The following is a 16,766-nucleotide window of genomic DNA, read 5'->3' as shown; positions in this document are numbered from 1 at the left end:
ATAGATGGGGAAGCCCATTGTTAAAAAGGAGTTTCGACTCCTTTTTTTCTAGGAGAGAAAGATGTTAGAAAATGGCGATTTGATTTTTGTGAGAGAAGATACAGAAATGGGGCAGGCTATCCAGGCTTCTACAGGTCACTACAGTCACGTGGCTATCTTTTTGGACGGACAGGTCTATCATGCTACGGTGGAAGGTGGCGTCCTTGCCCAGGCTCCTGAGGACTTCTTTGAAGCTGGAAAAGTCTATGACCTTTATCACTATGAGCAGATTGATTGTACAGAGGTCAAAAAGCGTGCAGAGAGTCTTTTAGGTTCTCCTTACAATGCGTCCTTTTATCCAGATGGAGATGGTTTCTATTGTTCCCAGTTTGTAGCAGAAATTCTTCCTATTTTTGAGACCATTCCCATGAAGTTTGGAGAGGGAGAAGAAGAAATTAGTTCCTTTTGGAAAGCCTACTACAGAGAACTCGGCCTAGCCGTTCCTCTAGATCAGCCCGGGACCAACCCGAGTCAGTTAGCCCAGTCTTCGCAACTACAGTTTAAAGAAAGGTATTTGGATGATTACCATCATTAATCCCACACGTTTGACACGTCAGCCATTTTTCAAGGACTTGATCAACTATTTGGATCAGCAGGATGATGTGATTTTGCGGCAAATCAAGGCCCAATTTCCAGATCAACCAGTGGATAAACTGATGGAGGAGTATATCAAAGCGGGCTTGATCCTTCGAGAAAATAAACGCTACACCCTCAACCTGCCTTTCTTAGAGTCAGCTGATCTTGTTGACCTGGATCAAGAAGTCTTTGTCCGAGAGGATAGTGAACTTTTTCAGGAATTGAAAGCCAAAGTCTTCCAAACAGAACTCCGCAATATGACCAATGAAGCGATTTTGATAGAGGAGACGGACTTTGCGCGAAATGCACAGACTCTTTCCAATTACTTCTACAAGGTGGCTCAGCAATATCCATTGACAGAGGAGCAAGAAAAGCTCTATGCTATTTTGGGCGATGTCAATCCCGAGTATGCTCTCAAGTATATGACCAGCTTTTTGCTCAAGTTCCTCAAAAAAGAAGTAGTCCAGCAAAAGCGCAGAGATATCTTTGTCGATAGTTTAGTTTTATTGGGCTACATTATTCAAAATGAAGATGGAAAGTATGAGTTAGCTGTTGAATTTGATAAAGAAAGATTTATTTTTATAAAAAAATAAAGGCTAGGAAAATTTCCTAGCCTTTCTATTGTTTGATTATAAGTAACGTTCAGCGATGGCGGCGTCACCTGGATATTCTTCTTTTACCCCATTGACGATTTGGTAGCAGTCAGCTCCTTTTCCAGCGATAATGACAGCATCATCAGGCTTGCTGGTAGTTGCCATAGCCTGTTGAATGGCTTGTTCGCGGTCTGCGATTTTTTCGACAGGGCGCGTGATGAAACTGCTAATCTCTTCTGCGATGGCCAAAGGATCTTCATAGTTAGGGTCATCCGCTGTGAGGAAGACTTGGATCTCAGGATGGTCTTCTAAGAGCAAGCCAAAGTCCTTGCGGCGGCTCTCTCCTTTATTACCGGTTGATCCAAGGACCAGCGAAATGGTTCCGGTTTGATGGGTTTCGACAACTGAGAGCAGTTTTTTCAAGCTATCTCCATTATGGGCATAGTCGATGAAGACCTTGGCCCCATTCTTTTGAGTCAAGACTTCCATTCGGCCAGGAACGCGCGTCTTGGAAATTCCTTTTTGGATGTCTTCGAGACTCGCCCCTAGACGAAGGCAGGCAAGACCTGCAGCCACAGCATTTTCTTGGTTGAAGCGACCAATCAGTTGGGTCTCGTAGTCGCCGTCTAACTTGCCAGTGACAGAAAAGCTAAAGGCTTTTGAGTGCTGGACTTGGTTGCCTGATTGACTACCGTAAAAGTCGTGGTCTTGCTCAGCCACCTGCTCCGCAAGAATCTCAAAATGATTCATATCGCTATTGACGACAACAGCACGGCTATTTTCCATCAAGAGACGTTTGTGGTAGAAATAGTCTTCGAAGGTCGGATGTTCAATCGGTCCAATATGGTCAGGGCTGATGTTGAGGAAGACACCAACATCAAAGGTCAGACCGTAAACCCGTTTGACTAAATAGGCCTGACTAGAGACCTCCATAATCAGGTGGGTTCGATCATTGGCAACTGCCTGGGCCATCATTTCAAACAAATCAATGCTTTCTGGAGTCGTCAAGGTTGATTTGAAGAAGGTCTTGCCATCCAAGGTTGTGTTCATAGTGGATAGCATAGCTGGACGGTGGCCTTGTTCAAGAATCTTGTAGGCATAGTAAGCAGAAGTCGTTTTGCCCTTGGTCCCTGTAAAAGCTAAGAGTTTTAGCTGGCGCTCAGGGTGGCCATAGAATTCCATGGCAATCAAGCTCATAGCCTGTTTGATATCCGTAACGATAATGGCTGGGATGCTGACCTCAAAGTCTTGCTCAGCGACATACCACTGGAGACCTTGCTCGATCGCTTGTTCCAAAAATTCCTTCTTGAAATTTGCCCCCTTGACAAAAAAGAGGGTCTCAGCATTGACCTTTCGACTATCGTAGCTAATTTTATTAAAAGAAACACCACTTGCAGAATATTGGTATTCTCCGTCTTGTAAGATCTCACGAAAGTTGTGATCCTCTTTTAAAATGTTTAATACAGTTTCTATCTTCATCATAATCCTATTTTAAACTGAAAGACCTTATTTTACAAGTGTAAAGGAAAAGTTTATAATGAAGAGAAGAAGAAACGAAAGAGGATGTTTATGAGTCACGAACAAAATGACCAGCAAGCCCAGATGCTTCGCGGAACTGCTTGGATGACAGCCAGTAATTTTATCAGCCGTTTGCTAGGAGCCGCTTATATTATTCCTTGGTATATTTGGATGGGAAAACATGGGCCACAAGCCAATGGTCTTTTTACAATGGGATACAATATCTACGCTTGGTTTCTCTTGATTTCGACAGCTGGGGTACCTGTAGCTGTTGCCAAGCAAGTAGCAAAGTACAATACCAGGGACCAAGCCGATCATAGCTTTGCTTTAATTCGAGGATTCTTGAAATTCATGGGAATTCTAGGCCTTGGATTTGCCATTCTCATGTATCTTTTATCTCCTGTCTTTGCTAGCCTTTCAGGTGGTGGAAAAGAGCTCGTTCCGATCATGCAGAGCCTTTCTTGGGCTGTCTTGATCTTTCCTTCCATGAGTGTTATTCGCGGATTTTTCCAAGGTTTTAACAACATGAAACCTTACGCCATTAGCCAGATCGCAGAGCAAGTCATCCGGGTCATCTGGATGTTGCTTACGACCTTCTTCATTATGAAGATTGGCTCAGGAGATTATGTGCAGGCTGTTACGCAGTCGACCTTTGCTGCCTTTATCGGTATGCTAGCGAGCCTTCTGGTTCTCTTATATTACCTTGCAAAGACAGGTTTGCTCGCTTCTATTTTTAGAAAGCAAGAGGGAAGTGAAGGGATCGACACTCGGGCCCTTCTGATAGATACCATCCGTGAAGCCATTCCTTTCATCATCACTGGTTCCGCCATTCAGCTCTTCCAGATTATCGACCAGATGACCTATAGCAATGTCATGTCTTGGTTTACAAACTATACTCGCTCTGAGCTCTTGGTTCAATTCAGCTACTTCTCAGCAAATCCAAACAAAATCACCATGATCTTGATCGCAGTAGCGACTTCGATTGGGGGAGTTGGAATTCCTCTCTTGACTGAGAATTATGTCAAGGGTGACCTAAAAGCGGCTGGTAAGCTCGTACAGGATAACTTGACCATGCTATTAGCTTTCTTGCTTCCAGCCACTATTGGGGCCGTAGCTGTTGCAAGACCCCTCTATACCGTTTTCTACGGGCAACCAGATAACTTAGCTTTTGGCCTCTTCATTGTAGCAATGTTGCAGACGGTGATTTTGGGTCTTTACACAGTCTTGTCCCCTATGATTCAAGCCCTTTTCCAAAATCGCAAGGCCATTCGCTACTTCCTTTATGGAGTGGTAGTGAAATTGGTTTTACAAATTCCATTTATCCTAGTCTTTCGTTCCTATGGTCCGCTCTTGTCAACGACCATCGCCTTATTGGTACCAATCGTACTCATGTATCGGGAGATCCAAAGCATTACTCAGTTTAATCGGACCATCGTCTTCAAGCGGACCTTGCTTGGTGCTATCCTAACAGTGGTGATGCTCCTTGGAGTTTTGATTGCAGGCTTGATTATGGGCTTGATTTTCCCACCAAATGGCCGTGTATCGAGTATGATTTATCTCTTCGTCATCGGTGGATTAGGCGTTGCCATTTATGGATCCTTAGGACTATGGCTTCGGTATTTTGACCGCTTTATCGGTGGGCAAGCAGTACGACTCAGACAGAAATTCCGAATCAAATAAATCAGAGGTTGGGCAAAAGGTGCCCAGCCTTTTCTTATAGTTTGAAACTATAGCTGGGTCTTGAAAATGGGAAAACCGCTCTTCCTATAATAGTGATAAAATAGTAAGCAGTTAGATTGAATTGTTATCGGAGGGCAATATGAGTAAAAAACGCAATATCAATACTATTTTGGCACAGGCAGGAATCAAGTCGGATAAAGCAACTGGATCTTTGACGACTCCTTTGCATTTCTCAACCACTTACCAACATCCAGAATTTGGACAGTCTACAGGTTTTGACTATACCCGTACGAAAAATCCTACCCGTGCAACAGCTGAAAAGACTTTAGCTGCTATTGAAAGTGCAGATTATGCTTTAGCGACAAGCTCTGGTATGTCAGCGATTGTTCTTGCTTTCAGTATTTTTCCTGTTGGTTCAAAAGTGCTTGCAGTTCGTGACCTTTACGGGGGTTCTTTCCGCTGGTTTAACCAACAAGAACAAGAAGGTCGTTTCTTTTTTACTTATGCCAACACGGAGGAAGAACTGCTCCAACACTTGGAAAAAGATCAGGTGGATGTCCTCTATATTGAAACACCAACCAATCCATTGATGCTGGAATTTGATATTACTCATTTAGCGAAATTAGCCCATGAAAAAGGTGCCAAAGTTGTGGTGGACAATACCTTCTACAGCCCTATCTACCAACGTCCGATTGAAGAGGGGGCAGATATTGTTCTTCATTCAGCAACCAAGTACTTAGCTGGACACAACGATGTCCTAGCAGGTGTGGTGGTGACCAATGACGTAGACCTGTATGACCAACTCTTTTATAATTTAAATACGACGGGAGCTGTTCTTTCCCCATTTGACAGTTATCTGTTGATTCGTGGGATCAAGACACTTTCGATCCGGATGGAGCGCTCGACAGAGAATGCTCGCAAGGTGGTTGAATTCTTGAAAACAGCACCTCAAGTTAAAGAAGTCCTCTACACTGGAAAAGGGGGAATGGTCTCCTTTAAAATTCAGGATGAGACAAAAATTCCTAACTTTTTAAATTCTCTTCAAGTCTTTACCTTTGCAGAAAGTCTGGGGGGAGTTGAGAGTCTTATTACCTATCCTACAACCCAGACCCACGCTGATATTCCAGCTGAAGTTCGTCATTCATACGGTTTGACAGATGACCTGCTTCGTTTGTCTATCGGAATCGAAGATACGGATGATTTGATTGACGATTTGAAGCAAGCATTGGAGGCTTAAGATGAGCAAATATGATTTTACGACCTTACCGAATCGGTTGACCCACCATACCTACAAATGGAAAGAGACAGAGACGGATCCAGAGATCATTCCGGCTTGGATCGCGGACATGGATTTTAACGTCATTCCAGAAGTACGAGAAGCGGTGATTGGCTATGCTGACCAAATGGTCTACGGCTACACCTATGCTGCAGACAGCCTCTATCAGTCGATCCTTGAGTGGGAAAAAGAAGAACACGGTTATTCCTTTGACAAGGAAGCGATCGTCTTTATCGAAGGTGTTGTTCCAGCTATTTCAACAGCTATTCAAGCCTTCACCAAGGAAGGGGATGCGGTCTTAATCAATACACCGGTCTATCCTCCATTTGCACGAAGTGTCAAGTGCAATCGACGAAAATTGATTGAAAATTCGCTGATTGAAAAAAACGGACTCTTTCAAATTGATTTTGATCAGTTGGAAAAAGATATTGTGGAGCAGGATGTCAAACTCTATGTCTTGTGTAATCCGCACAATCCTGGTGGTCGTGTATGGGATCGTGAGGTCTTGGAAAAAATTGGCCATCTCTGTCAAAAACATGGAGTCCTTCTCGTTTCAGATGAAATTCACCAAGACTTAGCCTTGTTTGGGCACCGTCATACCAGCTTTAACACGGTTGATCCAAGCTTTAAAGATTTTAGCTTGATCTTAACTAGTGCGACCAAGACCTTCAATATTGCAGGAACAAAAAATTCCTATGTGGTCATTGAAAATCCAAAACTTCGGACAGCCTTTAAACAACGGCAATTGGCCAATAATCAACATGAAATTTCAGGCTTAGGTTATATTGCAACGGAAGCTGCCTATCGTCATGGTAAGCCATGGTTGACGGAGCTCAAGCAAGTCTTTGAAAAACACATTGACTATGTGGTAGATGCATTGCATGAAAAGACCCAAATCCGTGTCATGAAGCCCCAAGGAACCTATCTTCTTTGGTTGGACTTTTCAGCCTATCCTTATACGGATGATGAGCTACATGCTAAAATCCATGACCAAGCTAAATTGATTTTGAACCGTGGATCAGATTTCGGAAAAGAAGGAACCTTGCATGCCCGCCTTAATGTGGCAGCTCCCTTCACCCTCATTGAAGAAATCACCAAACGCTTGGTGGAAACTTTTCACAAATAAGTGTTGACTTTCTGTAAGTGAAGGAGTACAATAAACTCGAAATACGGTAGGTGAGGCTACCACAAGGATACGGATGACTACCGCAAAGCAGTGGAGACACTACTCGTTGGTCAACAGTCCTGATCGCAAAGGTCAAGACTAAGCTCATTTCATCGCCTTGCGGAGCTAAAGCTTGGACGGTCAGTTTTTTAAGAGTTTTGATTGAAAAATAAATGACGAGTTTCATGAGTCCTACCGATCAAGGGTAGGACTCTTTTTATGCCTTACCTAGAAAAGAGAAAGGAGAGAGCTATGATACAAATCGACGATCATCCCGAACCGTACCGAACCAGCCAATCGCTGATTTGTGTCGTAGGGACTCCAAAAGTGATTGGCTCCTGATTGAAAAAGGAGATACCAATGCAAACAAATAAAGAAAGACTCATTGCTGCTCTTCAAGAACCGCTTGAAAGCACCTTTGCCACCTACAAAACCAGTGCCCTTGGTTTGGTTGACGATCAAGTAGAAGAAAACCGAGATACTTATGGCGAAAATGTCATCACAAAAGGTCAAGAAGATTCCATGATCAAAAAGATCTACGAATCGATCATCAATCCTTTTACAGTGATTTTGTTGGTCATTGCGCTGGTTTCCTTCATCACTAATGTCTGGCTAGCAAAACCAGGTGAGCAGGACCCAACGACCTCTATCATCATTGTGACCTTGGTCTTGATCTCTGGTGGGATCCGCTTCATTCAAGAATTGCGGAGCGACAAAGCAGCTAGCAACTTATCACGTATGATTGTCAATACAGCAACCGTTCTGCGTGATGGATCAGAACAAGAAATTCCTATTGATGAAATCGTCGTAGGAGATGTGATCAAACTGAGTGCCGGTGATATGATCCCAGCTGATGTGGTCTTGATTGATTCCCGTGACTTCTTTGTCCAACAATCTGGTCTCACAGGGGAAAGTGATGCTGTTGAAAAGGTTTGTCTCAGAAAAGCTGACAGTCAAAATCTAGATAGTCTTTTGGAGAGTGAAAGCTTGGCCTTTATGGGGACCAATGTCATCTCAGGGCGGGCGACAGCCTTGGTCTTGGTCGTGGGGGATGAAACCATGATGGGCGCGATTGAGCAAACCATCAACACCTATGACGAACCAACCTCATTTGAGAGAGAAATGAATACCATCTCTTGGCTCTTGATTCGGCTCATGTTAGTGATGGTGCCCGTTGTCTTTGTGATCAATGGCCTAACAGATGGTGACTGGTTAGAAGCGGGTGTCTTTGCCCTCAGCGTTGGGGTTGGTTTGACTCCTGAAATGCTACCGATGATTATTACAGCGAGTCTTGCTAAGGGCTCTATCATCATGGCCAAGGAAAAAGTCGTTATCAAAAAACTCAATGCCATTCAAGACCTCGGTGCCATCGATATTTTGTGTACAGATAAGACAGGAACCTTGACCCAAGATGAAATCGTTTTGGAGTATCCGCTTGATATCCATGGCGATTTGGATCTATCAGTCCTTCGCCGGGCTTACTTGAATTCCTATTTCCAAACCGGGCTAAAAAATTTGATGGACCGGGCGATTATCAATCGGACCCATAAAGAAGCCAAGAAACATGAAATCGTCCGCGATCTGGATCAAAACTTCCATAAGATTGATGAATTGCCCTTTGATTTTGAACGTCGTCGCATGAGTGTCATTGTCAAAGATGAAGACGGTGTGGTCAGCATGGTGACCAAGGGTGCCTTGGAAGAAATGCTTTCTGTATCGACTTATGTTGAGTACAAGGGAGAGATTAAACGCTTGACAGATGAAGTCCGTCAAGAGGTCCTCGCTGAAGTTGCTCAGTTAAATGAACAAGGTCTTCGTGTTTTGGGTGTCAGCTACAAAACCGACTTGGACGAAAATGAAATCTTTAGTGTTGAAGATGAAGGAGACATGATCCTAACCGGTTACCTTGCCTTTCTTGATCCACCAAAACCTTCTGCAGCTCCAGCGATTAAAGCTCTTGCAGAATATGGGGTAACCACCAAGATCTTAACTGGGGACAATGAAAAGGTAACCCAAGCTGTCTGTGAAAAAGTAGGACTAGATGTAGAGCGGATTCTTTTGGGAAGCGAAATTGATACGATGACTGACCAAGAGTTAGCACAAGTTGTGGAAACAACAACGGTCTTTGCCAAACTATCACCAGATCAAAAAGCCCGGATCATCTTGTGCCTAAAGAACAATGGCCACAAGGTTGGTTACATGGGAGATGGTATTAACGATGCTCCATCTATGAAGGTCTCAGACGTTGGGATCTCCGTGGATACCGCTGTTGATATTGCCAAAGAAACGGCAGATGTCATCCTTCTGGATAAGGACTTGATGGTTCTTGAAAAAGGCTTGGTCGAAGGCCGCAAGGTCTATGCCAATATGACCAAGTACATCAAGATGACGGTCTCTTCTAACTTCGGGAATATCTTTTCTCTTCTCTTTGCCAGCATCTTTTTGCCCTTCCTTCCAATGGCTCCCGTTCATTTGATTGTGCTCAATCTTATCTATGATCTTTCTTGTATCGCCCTACCTTTTGACAATGTCGACAAGGAATTCCTCAAGAAACCTCGTATCTGGGAAGCAAACTCTATCATGCGCTTTATGGCCTGGATTGGTCCAATTTCATCTGTATTTGATATCATCACCTACATGCTTCTCTACTTCCTTATTGTTCCAATGATTTTGGGTCATGGCTACAACCATGGAGCAGTAGATGCAGCAGCCTTTATCATGGTTTTCCAAACCGGATGGTTTATCGAATCCATGTGGTCTCAAACCATGGTTATTCATATGTTGCGTTCACCAAAACTGCCATTTATCCAAAGTCGTCCAGCCTTCTCAGTCGTGGTGACGACCCTAGCAGCAGCCTTCTTTGTAACCTCCCTTCCATATAGTCCTTTGGCTTCTATCTTGAAGTTGAGCCAGCTAAATGGATTGTACTTTGTTCTATTGTTTGCTATTATCGTCCTCTATATGCTGAGTGTGACGGTTGTCAAACGTATCTATATTAAGAAATACAAAGAATGGTTGTAATTGATTTATAGAAAGAGTGAGTCCGAACTTAAAAAATTAAGTGTAAGGGCTCTCTTTTTTTGGTAAAATTTGGTATAATAAGACGAATATGAAGTTGGAAAAGATGATTTCCACGTGTTGCGCGTATCAAAAAAGGAGTAACAGAAAGAGGGAGAGCTTGACTCTTTCTCAATCCAAGCTCCTTTTTAAAGGATCGCAGCTTAGAAAGAAGGATCTCAAAAATGGGAAAACTAGAAGTTATTACACATCCACTGATTCAACACAAATTATCTATTCTTCGTCGTACAGATACCTCTACGAAGGCCTTTCGTGAATTGGTAGATGAGATTGCTATGTTGATGGGTTACGAAGTCTTGCGCGAATTACCTCTTGAAGATGTAGAAATTGAAACACCGATTACCAAAACCGTTCAAAAACAAATTGCAGGGAAGAAATTGGCCATTGTTCCAATCCTTCGTGCAGGAATTGGGATGGTCGATGGGCTCTTGAGTTTGGTACCAGCAGCAAAAGTTGGACATATCGGGATGTACCGTGATGAAGAAACCTTGAAACCAGTTGAATACTTGGTGAAATTGCCAGAAGATATTGATCAACGTCGCATCTTTGTAGTAGACCCGATGCTTGCTACGGGCGGATCCGCTATTCTAGCGATTGATTCCTTGAAAAAACGTGGCGCTAGCCATATCAAGTTTGTCTGCTTGGTGGCGGCACCAGAAGGGGTGAAAGCTCTTCAAGAAGCGCATCCAGATGTTGATATCTTTACAGCAGCTCTCGACGACCACTTGAATGATCATGGCTACATTGTTCCAGGTCTTGGAGATGCGGGTGACCGTTTGTTCGGTACTAAATAAAAAGCCCATTCATAGTAAGGGATAGGTGCTAAAAAATTGACCTTTTTTGACCATTGGTTTATAATAGCAGATATACCTTGAACCTCACGAATTGTGAGAATGAATGGATACTAAAGGAGAAGAATAAATGATTCCAGTAGTTATTGAACAAACCAGCCGTGGAGAACGTTCTTACGATATTTATTCCCGTCTGTTGAAAGATCGGATTATCATGGTGACAGGTCCAGTTGAGGATCAAATGGCCAATTCGATTATTGCCCAATTGCTCTTCTTGGATGCTCAAGATAACACCAAAGATATCTATATGTATATCAATACCCCAGGAGGTTCTGTTTCAGCAGGTCTGGCTATCGTCGATACCATGAACTTTATCAAGTCAGATGTCCAAACCATTGTTATGGGGATGGCAGCTTCAATGGGGACTGTGATTGCGTCAAGTGGTGCGAAAGGCAAACGTTTCATGTTGCCAAATGCTGAGTACATGATCCACCAACCAATGGGGGGCACTGGTGGCGGTACCCAACAAACCGATATGGCGATCGCAGCAGAACATTTGCTCAAAACACGGAATAACTTGGAAAAAATCCTTGCGGAAAATTCAGGTCAGCCGATCGAAAAAGTGCATGCAGATGCAGAACGTGATAATTGGATGAGTGCGCAAGAAACTCTTGAATATGGCTTTATTGATGAAATCATGGCCAATAATAATCTGGGCTAACCCTTTCTAAAGGGAAGACCATGGAGAGAGTGGGACAGAAATCGGTAATTCGTTAGAATTCGATTTCGTCGTCCCACCTCCGCACAGTTGAGTAGGGCTGTAAAAGCTGATGAAATCAGCGTAGTAGAGCCCACTCAACCACTGCGTCTTGCTCGACAATCCAAAGATAATTGAGAGGCTAGGACTTTTGTCCCAGCCTTTTTTGCTCTCATAAAAGAGTAGTTCTTTTTCTTGAAATTTGATATACTAGTAACAGAACGAGAAAGGGATTAACCATGTTTGAGAAACAAGAAAGAACAGGCTTGATTGTTAAATTGTATTACAATCGGGATGGAAAAAAATTACAATCAGTTGGAGATGTCTTGTATCATTCCAAGAAATGTCGCTATGTCCAATTGTATGTGGATAGTGACAAAGCTGATCAAATCATGGAAGACTTAAAGAAAGAACGTTATGTCAAAAAGGTCTTGCCTTGCTATCTCAAAGAGTTAGATACAGATTTTGTCGGTAGTTTGCAGCGATTAGAGACCTCATCTGTGGCCCTAAAAGGATAGAAAACGCAATCATTTTCTGGATTGCGCTTTTTTTATTGACAATTGTCAGATAATTCGGTATATTCTTAATATGTATTTATTTTAAGATTTATTTAAGGAGATCATTACAAATGAAGAAAAAATTTGCTCTTTCATTTTTAACCATTGCAAGTGTCGCTCTTCTTGCTGCTTGTGGTGAAGTTTCTACTTCAGGTTCAAACACAACTGGTAACGAAATCGGCAAAGAACTAAAAGTCGGTTTTAACTTTGAAAAAACTGGTGAAGTTGCAGCCTACGGTAGTGCTGAACAAAAAGGTGCTCAATTAGCCGTTGATGAAATCAACGCTAAGGGTGGAGCTGACGGTAAGAAGATCGTTGTCACAGACAAAGATAACAAGTCTGAAACAGCTGAAGCAGCTACCGTTACAACAAACCTTGTTACTCAATCAAAAGTAAATGCTCTTGTAGGACCTGCCACTTCAGGTGCTACTGCAGCAGCGGTTGCCAATGCTGGTAAAGCTGGTGTTCCACTGGTTACACCATCTGCAACTCAAGATGATTTGACAAAAGGTCAAGATTACCTTTTCCGTGCAACCTTCATCGATAGCTTCCAAGGACAAATCATTTCAAAATATACAATGGATAACTTGAAAGCCAAGAAAGTCGTTCTTTACTACGATAACTCATCTGACTATGCTAAAGGAATTGCTGAAGCCTTCAAGAAATCTTATAAAGGTGAAATCGTAGCAACAGAAACTTTCCAATCTAAGGATACAGATTTCCAAGCTGCTCTTACAAAAATCAAAGACAAAGACTTCGATGCGATTGTCCTTCCAGGGTACTACACTGAAACTGGTAAGATTGTAAACCAAGCACGTGGTATGGGAATCAAACAACCAATCATTGGTGGTGATGGATTTAGCGATGCGAAATTCGTTGAACAAGCAACACCTGCTGCAGCTACAGACATCTACTATGTAGCTGGATTCTCTACTGAAGGTGAAATGACTGATAAAGCCAAGAAATTCGTAGAAGCTTATAAAGCAAAATACAACGAAGAACCTTCAATGTTTGCAGCTTTGGCGTATGATTCAGTTTACATGGTTGCAGAAGCATCTAAAGGTGCTAAGAACTCTGTTGAATTGAAAGACAACCTTGCGAAGTTGAAAGACTTGGAAGGTGTGACTGGTACAATGTCAATCGACAAGAACCACAACCCGGTTAAATCAGCTCTGATGATTGGCTTGAAAGATGGTAAAGTCAAATCTGTTGAGTCTGTTAAACCATAATTATCATTTGTTGTTTGTACAAGAGGCTGGGAGAATAAAAATTCCTGGCCTCGCTCTTTATTGTTAGAAAGGATGGTTCAAATGCTCCAGCAATTAGTGAACGGTCTAATCTTGGGAAGTGTCTATGCACTCTTGGCCCTTGGTTATACTATGGTGTATGGAATTATCAAATTGATCAACTTTGCCCATGGGGATATCTACATGGTAGGTGCCTTTATGGGATATTTCTTATTAAACTCATTGAAAGTGAACTTCTTTGTAGCTTTGCTTCTAGCTATGGTTGGAACAGCTATTTTAGGGGTTGTGATTGAATACTTGGCTTATCGTCCGCTTCGTCATTCGACTCGGATTGCAGCCTTGATCACAGCCATCGGGGTTTCCTTCTTGCTTGAATATGGGATGGTCTTCTTTGTAGGAGCCAATACCCGTTCCTTCCCGCAAGTCATTGAAACTGTTCGTTACAACTTTGGTCCTATTTCAATCTCCAACATTCAGTTGATGATCTTAGGAGTGTCTATTTTCTTGATGGTCGCTCTTCAATTTATTATCCAAAAGACAAAGATGGGGAAAGCTATGCGTGCTGTTTCTGTCGATAGTGATGCTGCTCAATTGATGGGGATTAATGTAAACCGGACCATCAGCTTTACCTTTGCTTTGGGATCAGCCTTGGCAGGTGCTGGTGGTGTCTTGATCGGTTTGTATTACAACTCGATTGAGCCTTTGATGGGGATGACACCAGGGATCAAAGCCTTTGTCGCAGCCGTTCTTGGAGGAATCGGAATCATTCCAGGTGCTGCCCTAGGTGGATTTGTCATCGGTTTGTTGGAAACCTTCGCTACAGCGATCGGTCTTTCAGACTTCCGTGATGCCATTGTGTATGCCATCTTGATTGTGATCTTGCTCATCCGTCCAGCAGGTATCCTCGGTAAAAATGTGAAAGAGAAGGTGTAAGCCATGAAACAAAATTTAAAAGTGAATTTAGTCTGGCTTGGTCTTTTGGTCGCAGGTTTTGCCTTGATCCAAGTCTTGGTTGCAACGGGTGTGCTTAACCTCTTCTATATCCAAATTTTGGAACAAATCGGGATTAACATTATCCTTGCAGTTGGCTTGAACCTCATCGTTGGTTTCTCAGGTCAATTCTCACTCGGACATGCCGGATTTATGGCAATTGGTGCCTACTCTGCAGCCATTCTCGGTTCCAAATCACCAACCTACGGTGCTTTCTTTGGCGCGATGGTTTTAGGGGCCTTGATTGCTGGTGTCGTTGCCTTGATCGTTGGGGTTCCAACCCTTCGTTTGAAAGGAGACTACCTCGCGATTGCGACACTTGGGGTTTCTGAAATCATCCGGATCTTGATCGTCAATGGTGGTACTCTAACAAATGGTGCCGCTGGTATCCTTGGTTTGCCAGCCTTTACAACATGGCAATTGGTTTACCTCTTTGTCGTGATTACAACGATCTTTACGATTAACTTCTTACGCAGTCCAATTGGACGCTCTACCCTTTCTGTTCGTGAAGATGAAATCGCAGCAGAATCTGTTGGGATCAATACGACCAAAGTCAAAGTCATCGCCTTTGTATTTGGTGCGATCACAGCGGCGATTGCTGGATCTCTCCAAGCTGGCTTTATTGGCTCCGTTGTTCCTAAAGATTATTCTTTCACCAATACTATTAATGTCTTGATCATTGTCGTGTTTGGTGGTTTGGGATCAATGTCAGGAACAGTTGTGGCAGCTATCGTCTTGGGGATCTTGAACATGGTGCTTCAAGACTTCTCAAGTGTCCGTATGATCATTTACTCATTGGCTTTGATTCTCGTGATGATCTTCCGTCCAGGTGGTCTTCTTGGAACATGGGAATTCAGCTTGAAAAAACTACTCTCAAAAAAGGAGGCTAACTAATGGCACTTCTTGAAGTAAAAAATTTAACAAAAAACTTTGGTGGTTTGACAGCCGTTGGGGATGTGACCATGGAACTCAATGAAGGGGAATTGGTTGGTTTGATCGGGCCCAACGGTGCCGGAAAAACAACCCTCTTCAACCTCCTAACAGGAGTGTATGAGCCAAGTGAAGGGACCATTACCTTAGATGGTCAGCTACTTAATGGCAAGGCACCTTATAAAATCGCTGCAGGTGGTCTGGGACGGACTTTCCAAAATATTCGTCTCTTTAAAGACTTGAGCGTTTTGGATAATGTCTTGATTGCCTTTGCCAATCACCACAAACCACATGTCTTTGCTAGTCTGTTCCGTTTGCCAAGCTATTACAAAAATGAAGAAGCATTGAAAGTAAAAGCTCTTGAATTGTTAGCCATTTTTGGTTTGGAAAAAGAAGCAGATACCTTGGCTAAGAACTTAGCTTACGGACAACAACGTCACTTGGAGATCGTTCGTGCCCTTGCTACAGAGCCAAAAATTCTCTTCTTGGATGAACCTGCTGCAGGAATGAACCCTCAAGAAACAGCAGAATTGACCCAATTGATCCGTCGCATTCAAAAAGAATTCAATATTACGATCATGCTGATCGAACACGATATGAGCTTGGTCATGGAAGTAACAGAACGGATTTATGTATTGGAATATGGTCGCTTGATTGCCCATGGTACGCCAGATGAAATCAAGACCAACAAACGTGTAATCGAAGCATATCTAGGAGGTGAAGCCTAATGTCTATGTTAAAAGTTGAAAATCTTTCTGTACACTATGGCATGATCCAGGCTGTCCGTGATGTCAGTTTCGAGGTAAACGAAGGGGAAGTTGTTTCTCTTATCGGTGCTAACGGTGCTGGGAAAACATCTATTCTTCGTACCATTTCAGGTTTGGTGCGTCCAAGTACTGGGAAAATCGAGTTTTTGGGTCAGGAGATTCAAAAGGTTCCTGCTCAAAAGATTGTAGCAGCCGGACTATCTCAAGTTCCAGAAGGCCGCCACGTCTTTCCGGGCTTAACTGTTATGGAAAACTTGGAGATGGGAGCTTTCTTGAAGAAAGATCGAGAAGAAAATCAAGCTAACTTGAAGAAAGTCTTCTCCCGTTTCCCACGTTTGGAAGAACGGAAGAACCAAGATGCAGCAACCCTATCTGGTGGGGAACAACAAATGTTAGCAATGGGTCGTGCACTTATGTCAACGCCAAAACTCTTGCTTCTGGATGAACCTTCTATGGGATTGGCCCCTATCTTTATCCAAGAAATCTTTGATATTATCCAAGATATCCAAAAACAAGGAACAACGGTTCTCTTAATCGAGCAAAATGCCAACAAGGCTCTTGCCATCGCAGACCGCGGTTATGTTTTGGAAACAGGGAAAGTCGTTCTTACCGGAACAGGAAAAGAACTCTTAGCCTCAGAAGAAGTCCGCAAGGCTTACCTTGGTGGATAAGATTTCTAAAATTCACTAGAACGTTAAAAAGAAAGGCCCGAAAGACCTTTCTTTTTTTATCTCTCCTGTTTGATTTTTCTAAATTTTGAAAACAAGAGAAAACTGCTGAAAGCGTTTGAAATCATTCTTAA

Annotated in this window: 15 protein-coding genes and 1 riboswitch; of the genes, 14 read left to right on the top strand and 1 reads right to left on the bottom strand. The window is 42.9% G+C overall.

Going from position 1 to position 16,766, the window contains the following annotated elements:
- The first annotated feature begins 61 nt into the window (after nucleotides 1-61).
- Nucleotides 62-574, top strand: coding sequence for a YiiX/YebB-like N1pC/P60 family cysteine hydrolase (locus tag QM968_RS04450; RefSeq protein WP_414382558.1), 513 nt, complete (start codon nucleotides 62-64; stop codon nucleotides 572-574).
- Nucleotides 558-1,208, top strand: a complete 651-nt coding sequence (locus QM968_RS04445) for a DUF1803 domain-containing protein (protein ID WP_414382555.1) — start codon at nucleotides 558-560, stop codon at nucleotides 1,206-1,208. Before QM968_RS04450 ends, QM968_RS04445 begins: the two co-directional genes overlap by 17 nt.
- A 36-nt stretch (nucleotides 1,209-1,244) precedes the next feature.
- Here QM968_RS04445 and QM968_RS04440 read toward each other — a convergent pair whose 3' ends face one another.
- Nucleotides 1,245-2,690: a UDP-N-acetylmuramoyl-L-alanyl-D-glutamate--L-lysine ligase gene (locus QM968_RS04440; RefSeq protein ID WP_414382553.1), complete on the bottom strand. Its 1,446-nt coding sequence runs from the start codon at nucleotides 2,688-2,690 to the stop codon at nucleotides 1,245-1,247.
- A gap of 87 nt (nucleotides 2,691-2,777) precedes the next feature.
- Between QM968_RS04440 and QM968_RS04435 the strand changes: the two genes are divergently transcribed.
- From QM968_RS04435 to QM968_RS04380, 12 genes are all read left to right on the top strand, one after another.
- Nucleotides 2,778-4,406 carry a putative polysaccharide biosynthesis protein gene (locus QM968_RS04435; protein WP_414382550.1) on the top strand — a complete coding sequence of 543 codons (1,629 nt, stop codon included), beginning with the start codon at nucleotides 2,778-2,780 and terminating at the stop codon, nucleotides 4,404-4,406.
- 139 nt (nucleotides 4,407-4,545) lie between these two features.
- The gene (locus QM968_RS04430; protein WP_414382547.1) at nucleotides 4,546-5,643 is read left to right on the top strand and encodes a cystathionine gamma-synthase; all 1,098 of its coding nucleotides are present in this window, start codon (nucleotides 4,546-4,548) and stop codon (nucleotides 5,641-5,643) included.
- A gap of 1 nt (nucleotide 5,644) precedes the next feature.
- Complete coding sequence (locus QM968_RS04425) at nucleotides 5,645-6,808, top strand: MalY/PatB family protein (RefSeq protein WP_414382544.1); 1,164 nt, start codon at nucleotides 5,645-5,647, stop codon at nucleotides 6,806-6,808.
- Between the two features lie 35 nt (nucleotides 6,809-6,843).
- Nucleotides 6,844-7,001: riboswitch (M-box (ykoK) riboswitch) on the top strand.
- 206 nt (nucleotides 7,002-7,207) lie between these two features.
- A complete protein-coding gene (mgtA, locus tag QM968_RS04420) occupies nucleotides 7,208-9,868 on the top strand; it encodes a magnesium-translocating P-type ATPase (protein ID WP_414382542.1) in 2,661 nt (886 codons plus the stop codon).
- Nucleotides 9,869-10,089: 221 nt separating this feature from the next.
- A complete protein-coding gene (gene upp / locus QM968_RS04415) occupies nucleotides 10,090-10,719 on the top strand; it encodes a uracil phosphoribosyltransferase (RefSeq protein ID WP_009731476.1) in 630 nt (209 codons plus the stop codon).
- A gap of 127 nt (nucleotides 10,720-10,846) precedes the next feature.
- On the top strand, nucleotides 10,847-11,437 hold the full coding sequence (gene clpP / locus QM968_RS04410; RefSeq protein WP_414325919.1) for an ATP-dependent Clp protease proteolytic subunit ClpP: 591 nt from the start codon (nucleotides 10,847-10,849) through the stop codon (nucleotides 11,435-11,437).
- Between the two features lie 275 nt (nucleotides 11,438-11,712).
- The gene (locus QM968_RS04405) at nucleotides 11,713-11,991 is read left to right on the top strand and encodes a DUF2129 domain-containing protein (RefSeq protein ID WP_414382540.1); all 279 of its coding nucleotides are present in this window, start codon (nucleotides 11,713-11,715) and stop codon (nucleotides 11,989-11,991) included.
- A gap of 110 nt (nucleotides 11,992-12,101) precedes the next feature.
- On the top strand, nucleotides 12,102-13,259 hold the full coding sequence (locus QM968_RS04400; protein ID WP_009731473.1) for an ABC transporter substrate-binding protein: 1,158 nt from the start codon (nucleotides 12,102-12,104) through the stop codon (nucleotides 13,257-13,259).
- A gap of 81 nt (nucleotides 13,260-13,340) precedes the next feature.
- A complete protein-coding gene (locus tag QM968_RS04395) occupies nucleotides 13,341-14,210 on the top strand; it encodes a branched-chain amino acid ABC transporter permease (protein ID WP_009731472.1) in 870 nt (289 codons plus the stop codon).
- Nucleotides 14,211-14,213: 3 nt separating this feature from the next.
- On the top strand, nucleotides 14,214-15,161 hold the full coding sequence (locus QM968_RS04390) for a branched-chain amino acid ABC transporter permease (protein WP_342983528.1): 948 nt from the start codon (nucleotides 14,214-14,216) through the stop codon (nucleotides 15,159-15,161).
- Nucleotides 15,161-15,925 carry an ABC transporter ATP-binding protein gene (locus QM968_RS04385; protein WP_414382537.1) on the top strand — a complete coding sequence of 255 codons (765 nt, stop codon included), beginning with the start codon at nucleotides 15,161-15,163 and terminating at the stop codon, nucleotides 15,923-15,925. The genes QM968_RS04390 and QM968_RS04385 overlap by 1 nt, the downstream gene beginning before the upstream one ends.
- Complete coding sequence (locus QM968_RS04380; RefSeq protein ID WP_414325916.1) at nucleotides 15,925-16,635, top strand: ABC transporter ATP-binding protein; 711 nt, start codon at nucleotides 15,925-15,927, stop codon at nucleotides 16,633-16,635. The genes QM968_RS04385 and QM968_RS04380 overlap by 1 nt, the downstream gene beginning before the upstream one ends.
- Nucleotides 16,636-16,766 lie beyond the last annotated feature (131 nt).

This window comes from Streptococcus sp. OMI870 (assembly GCF_047460295.1).
Taxonomy (GTDB): Bacteria; Bacillota; Bacilli; order Lactobacillales; family Streptococcaceae; genus Streptococcus.
This window is presented reverse-complemented; position numbering and strand designations above follow the sequence as displayed.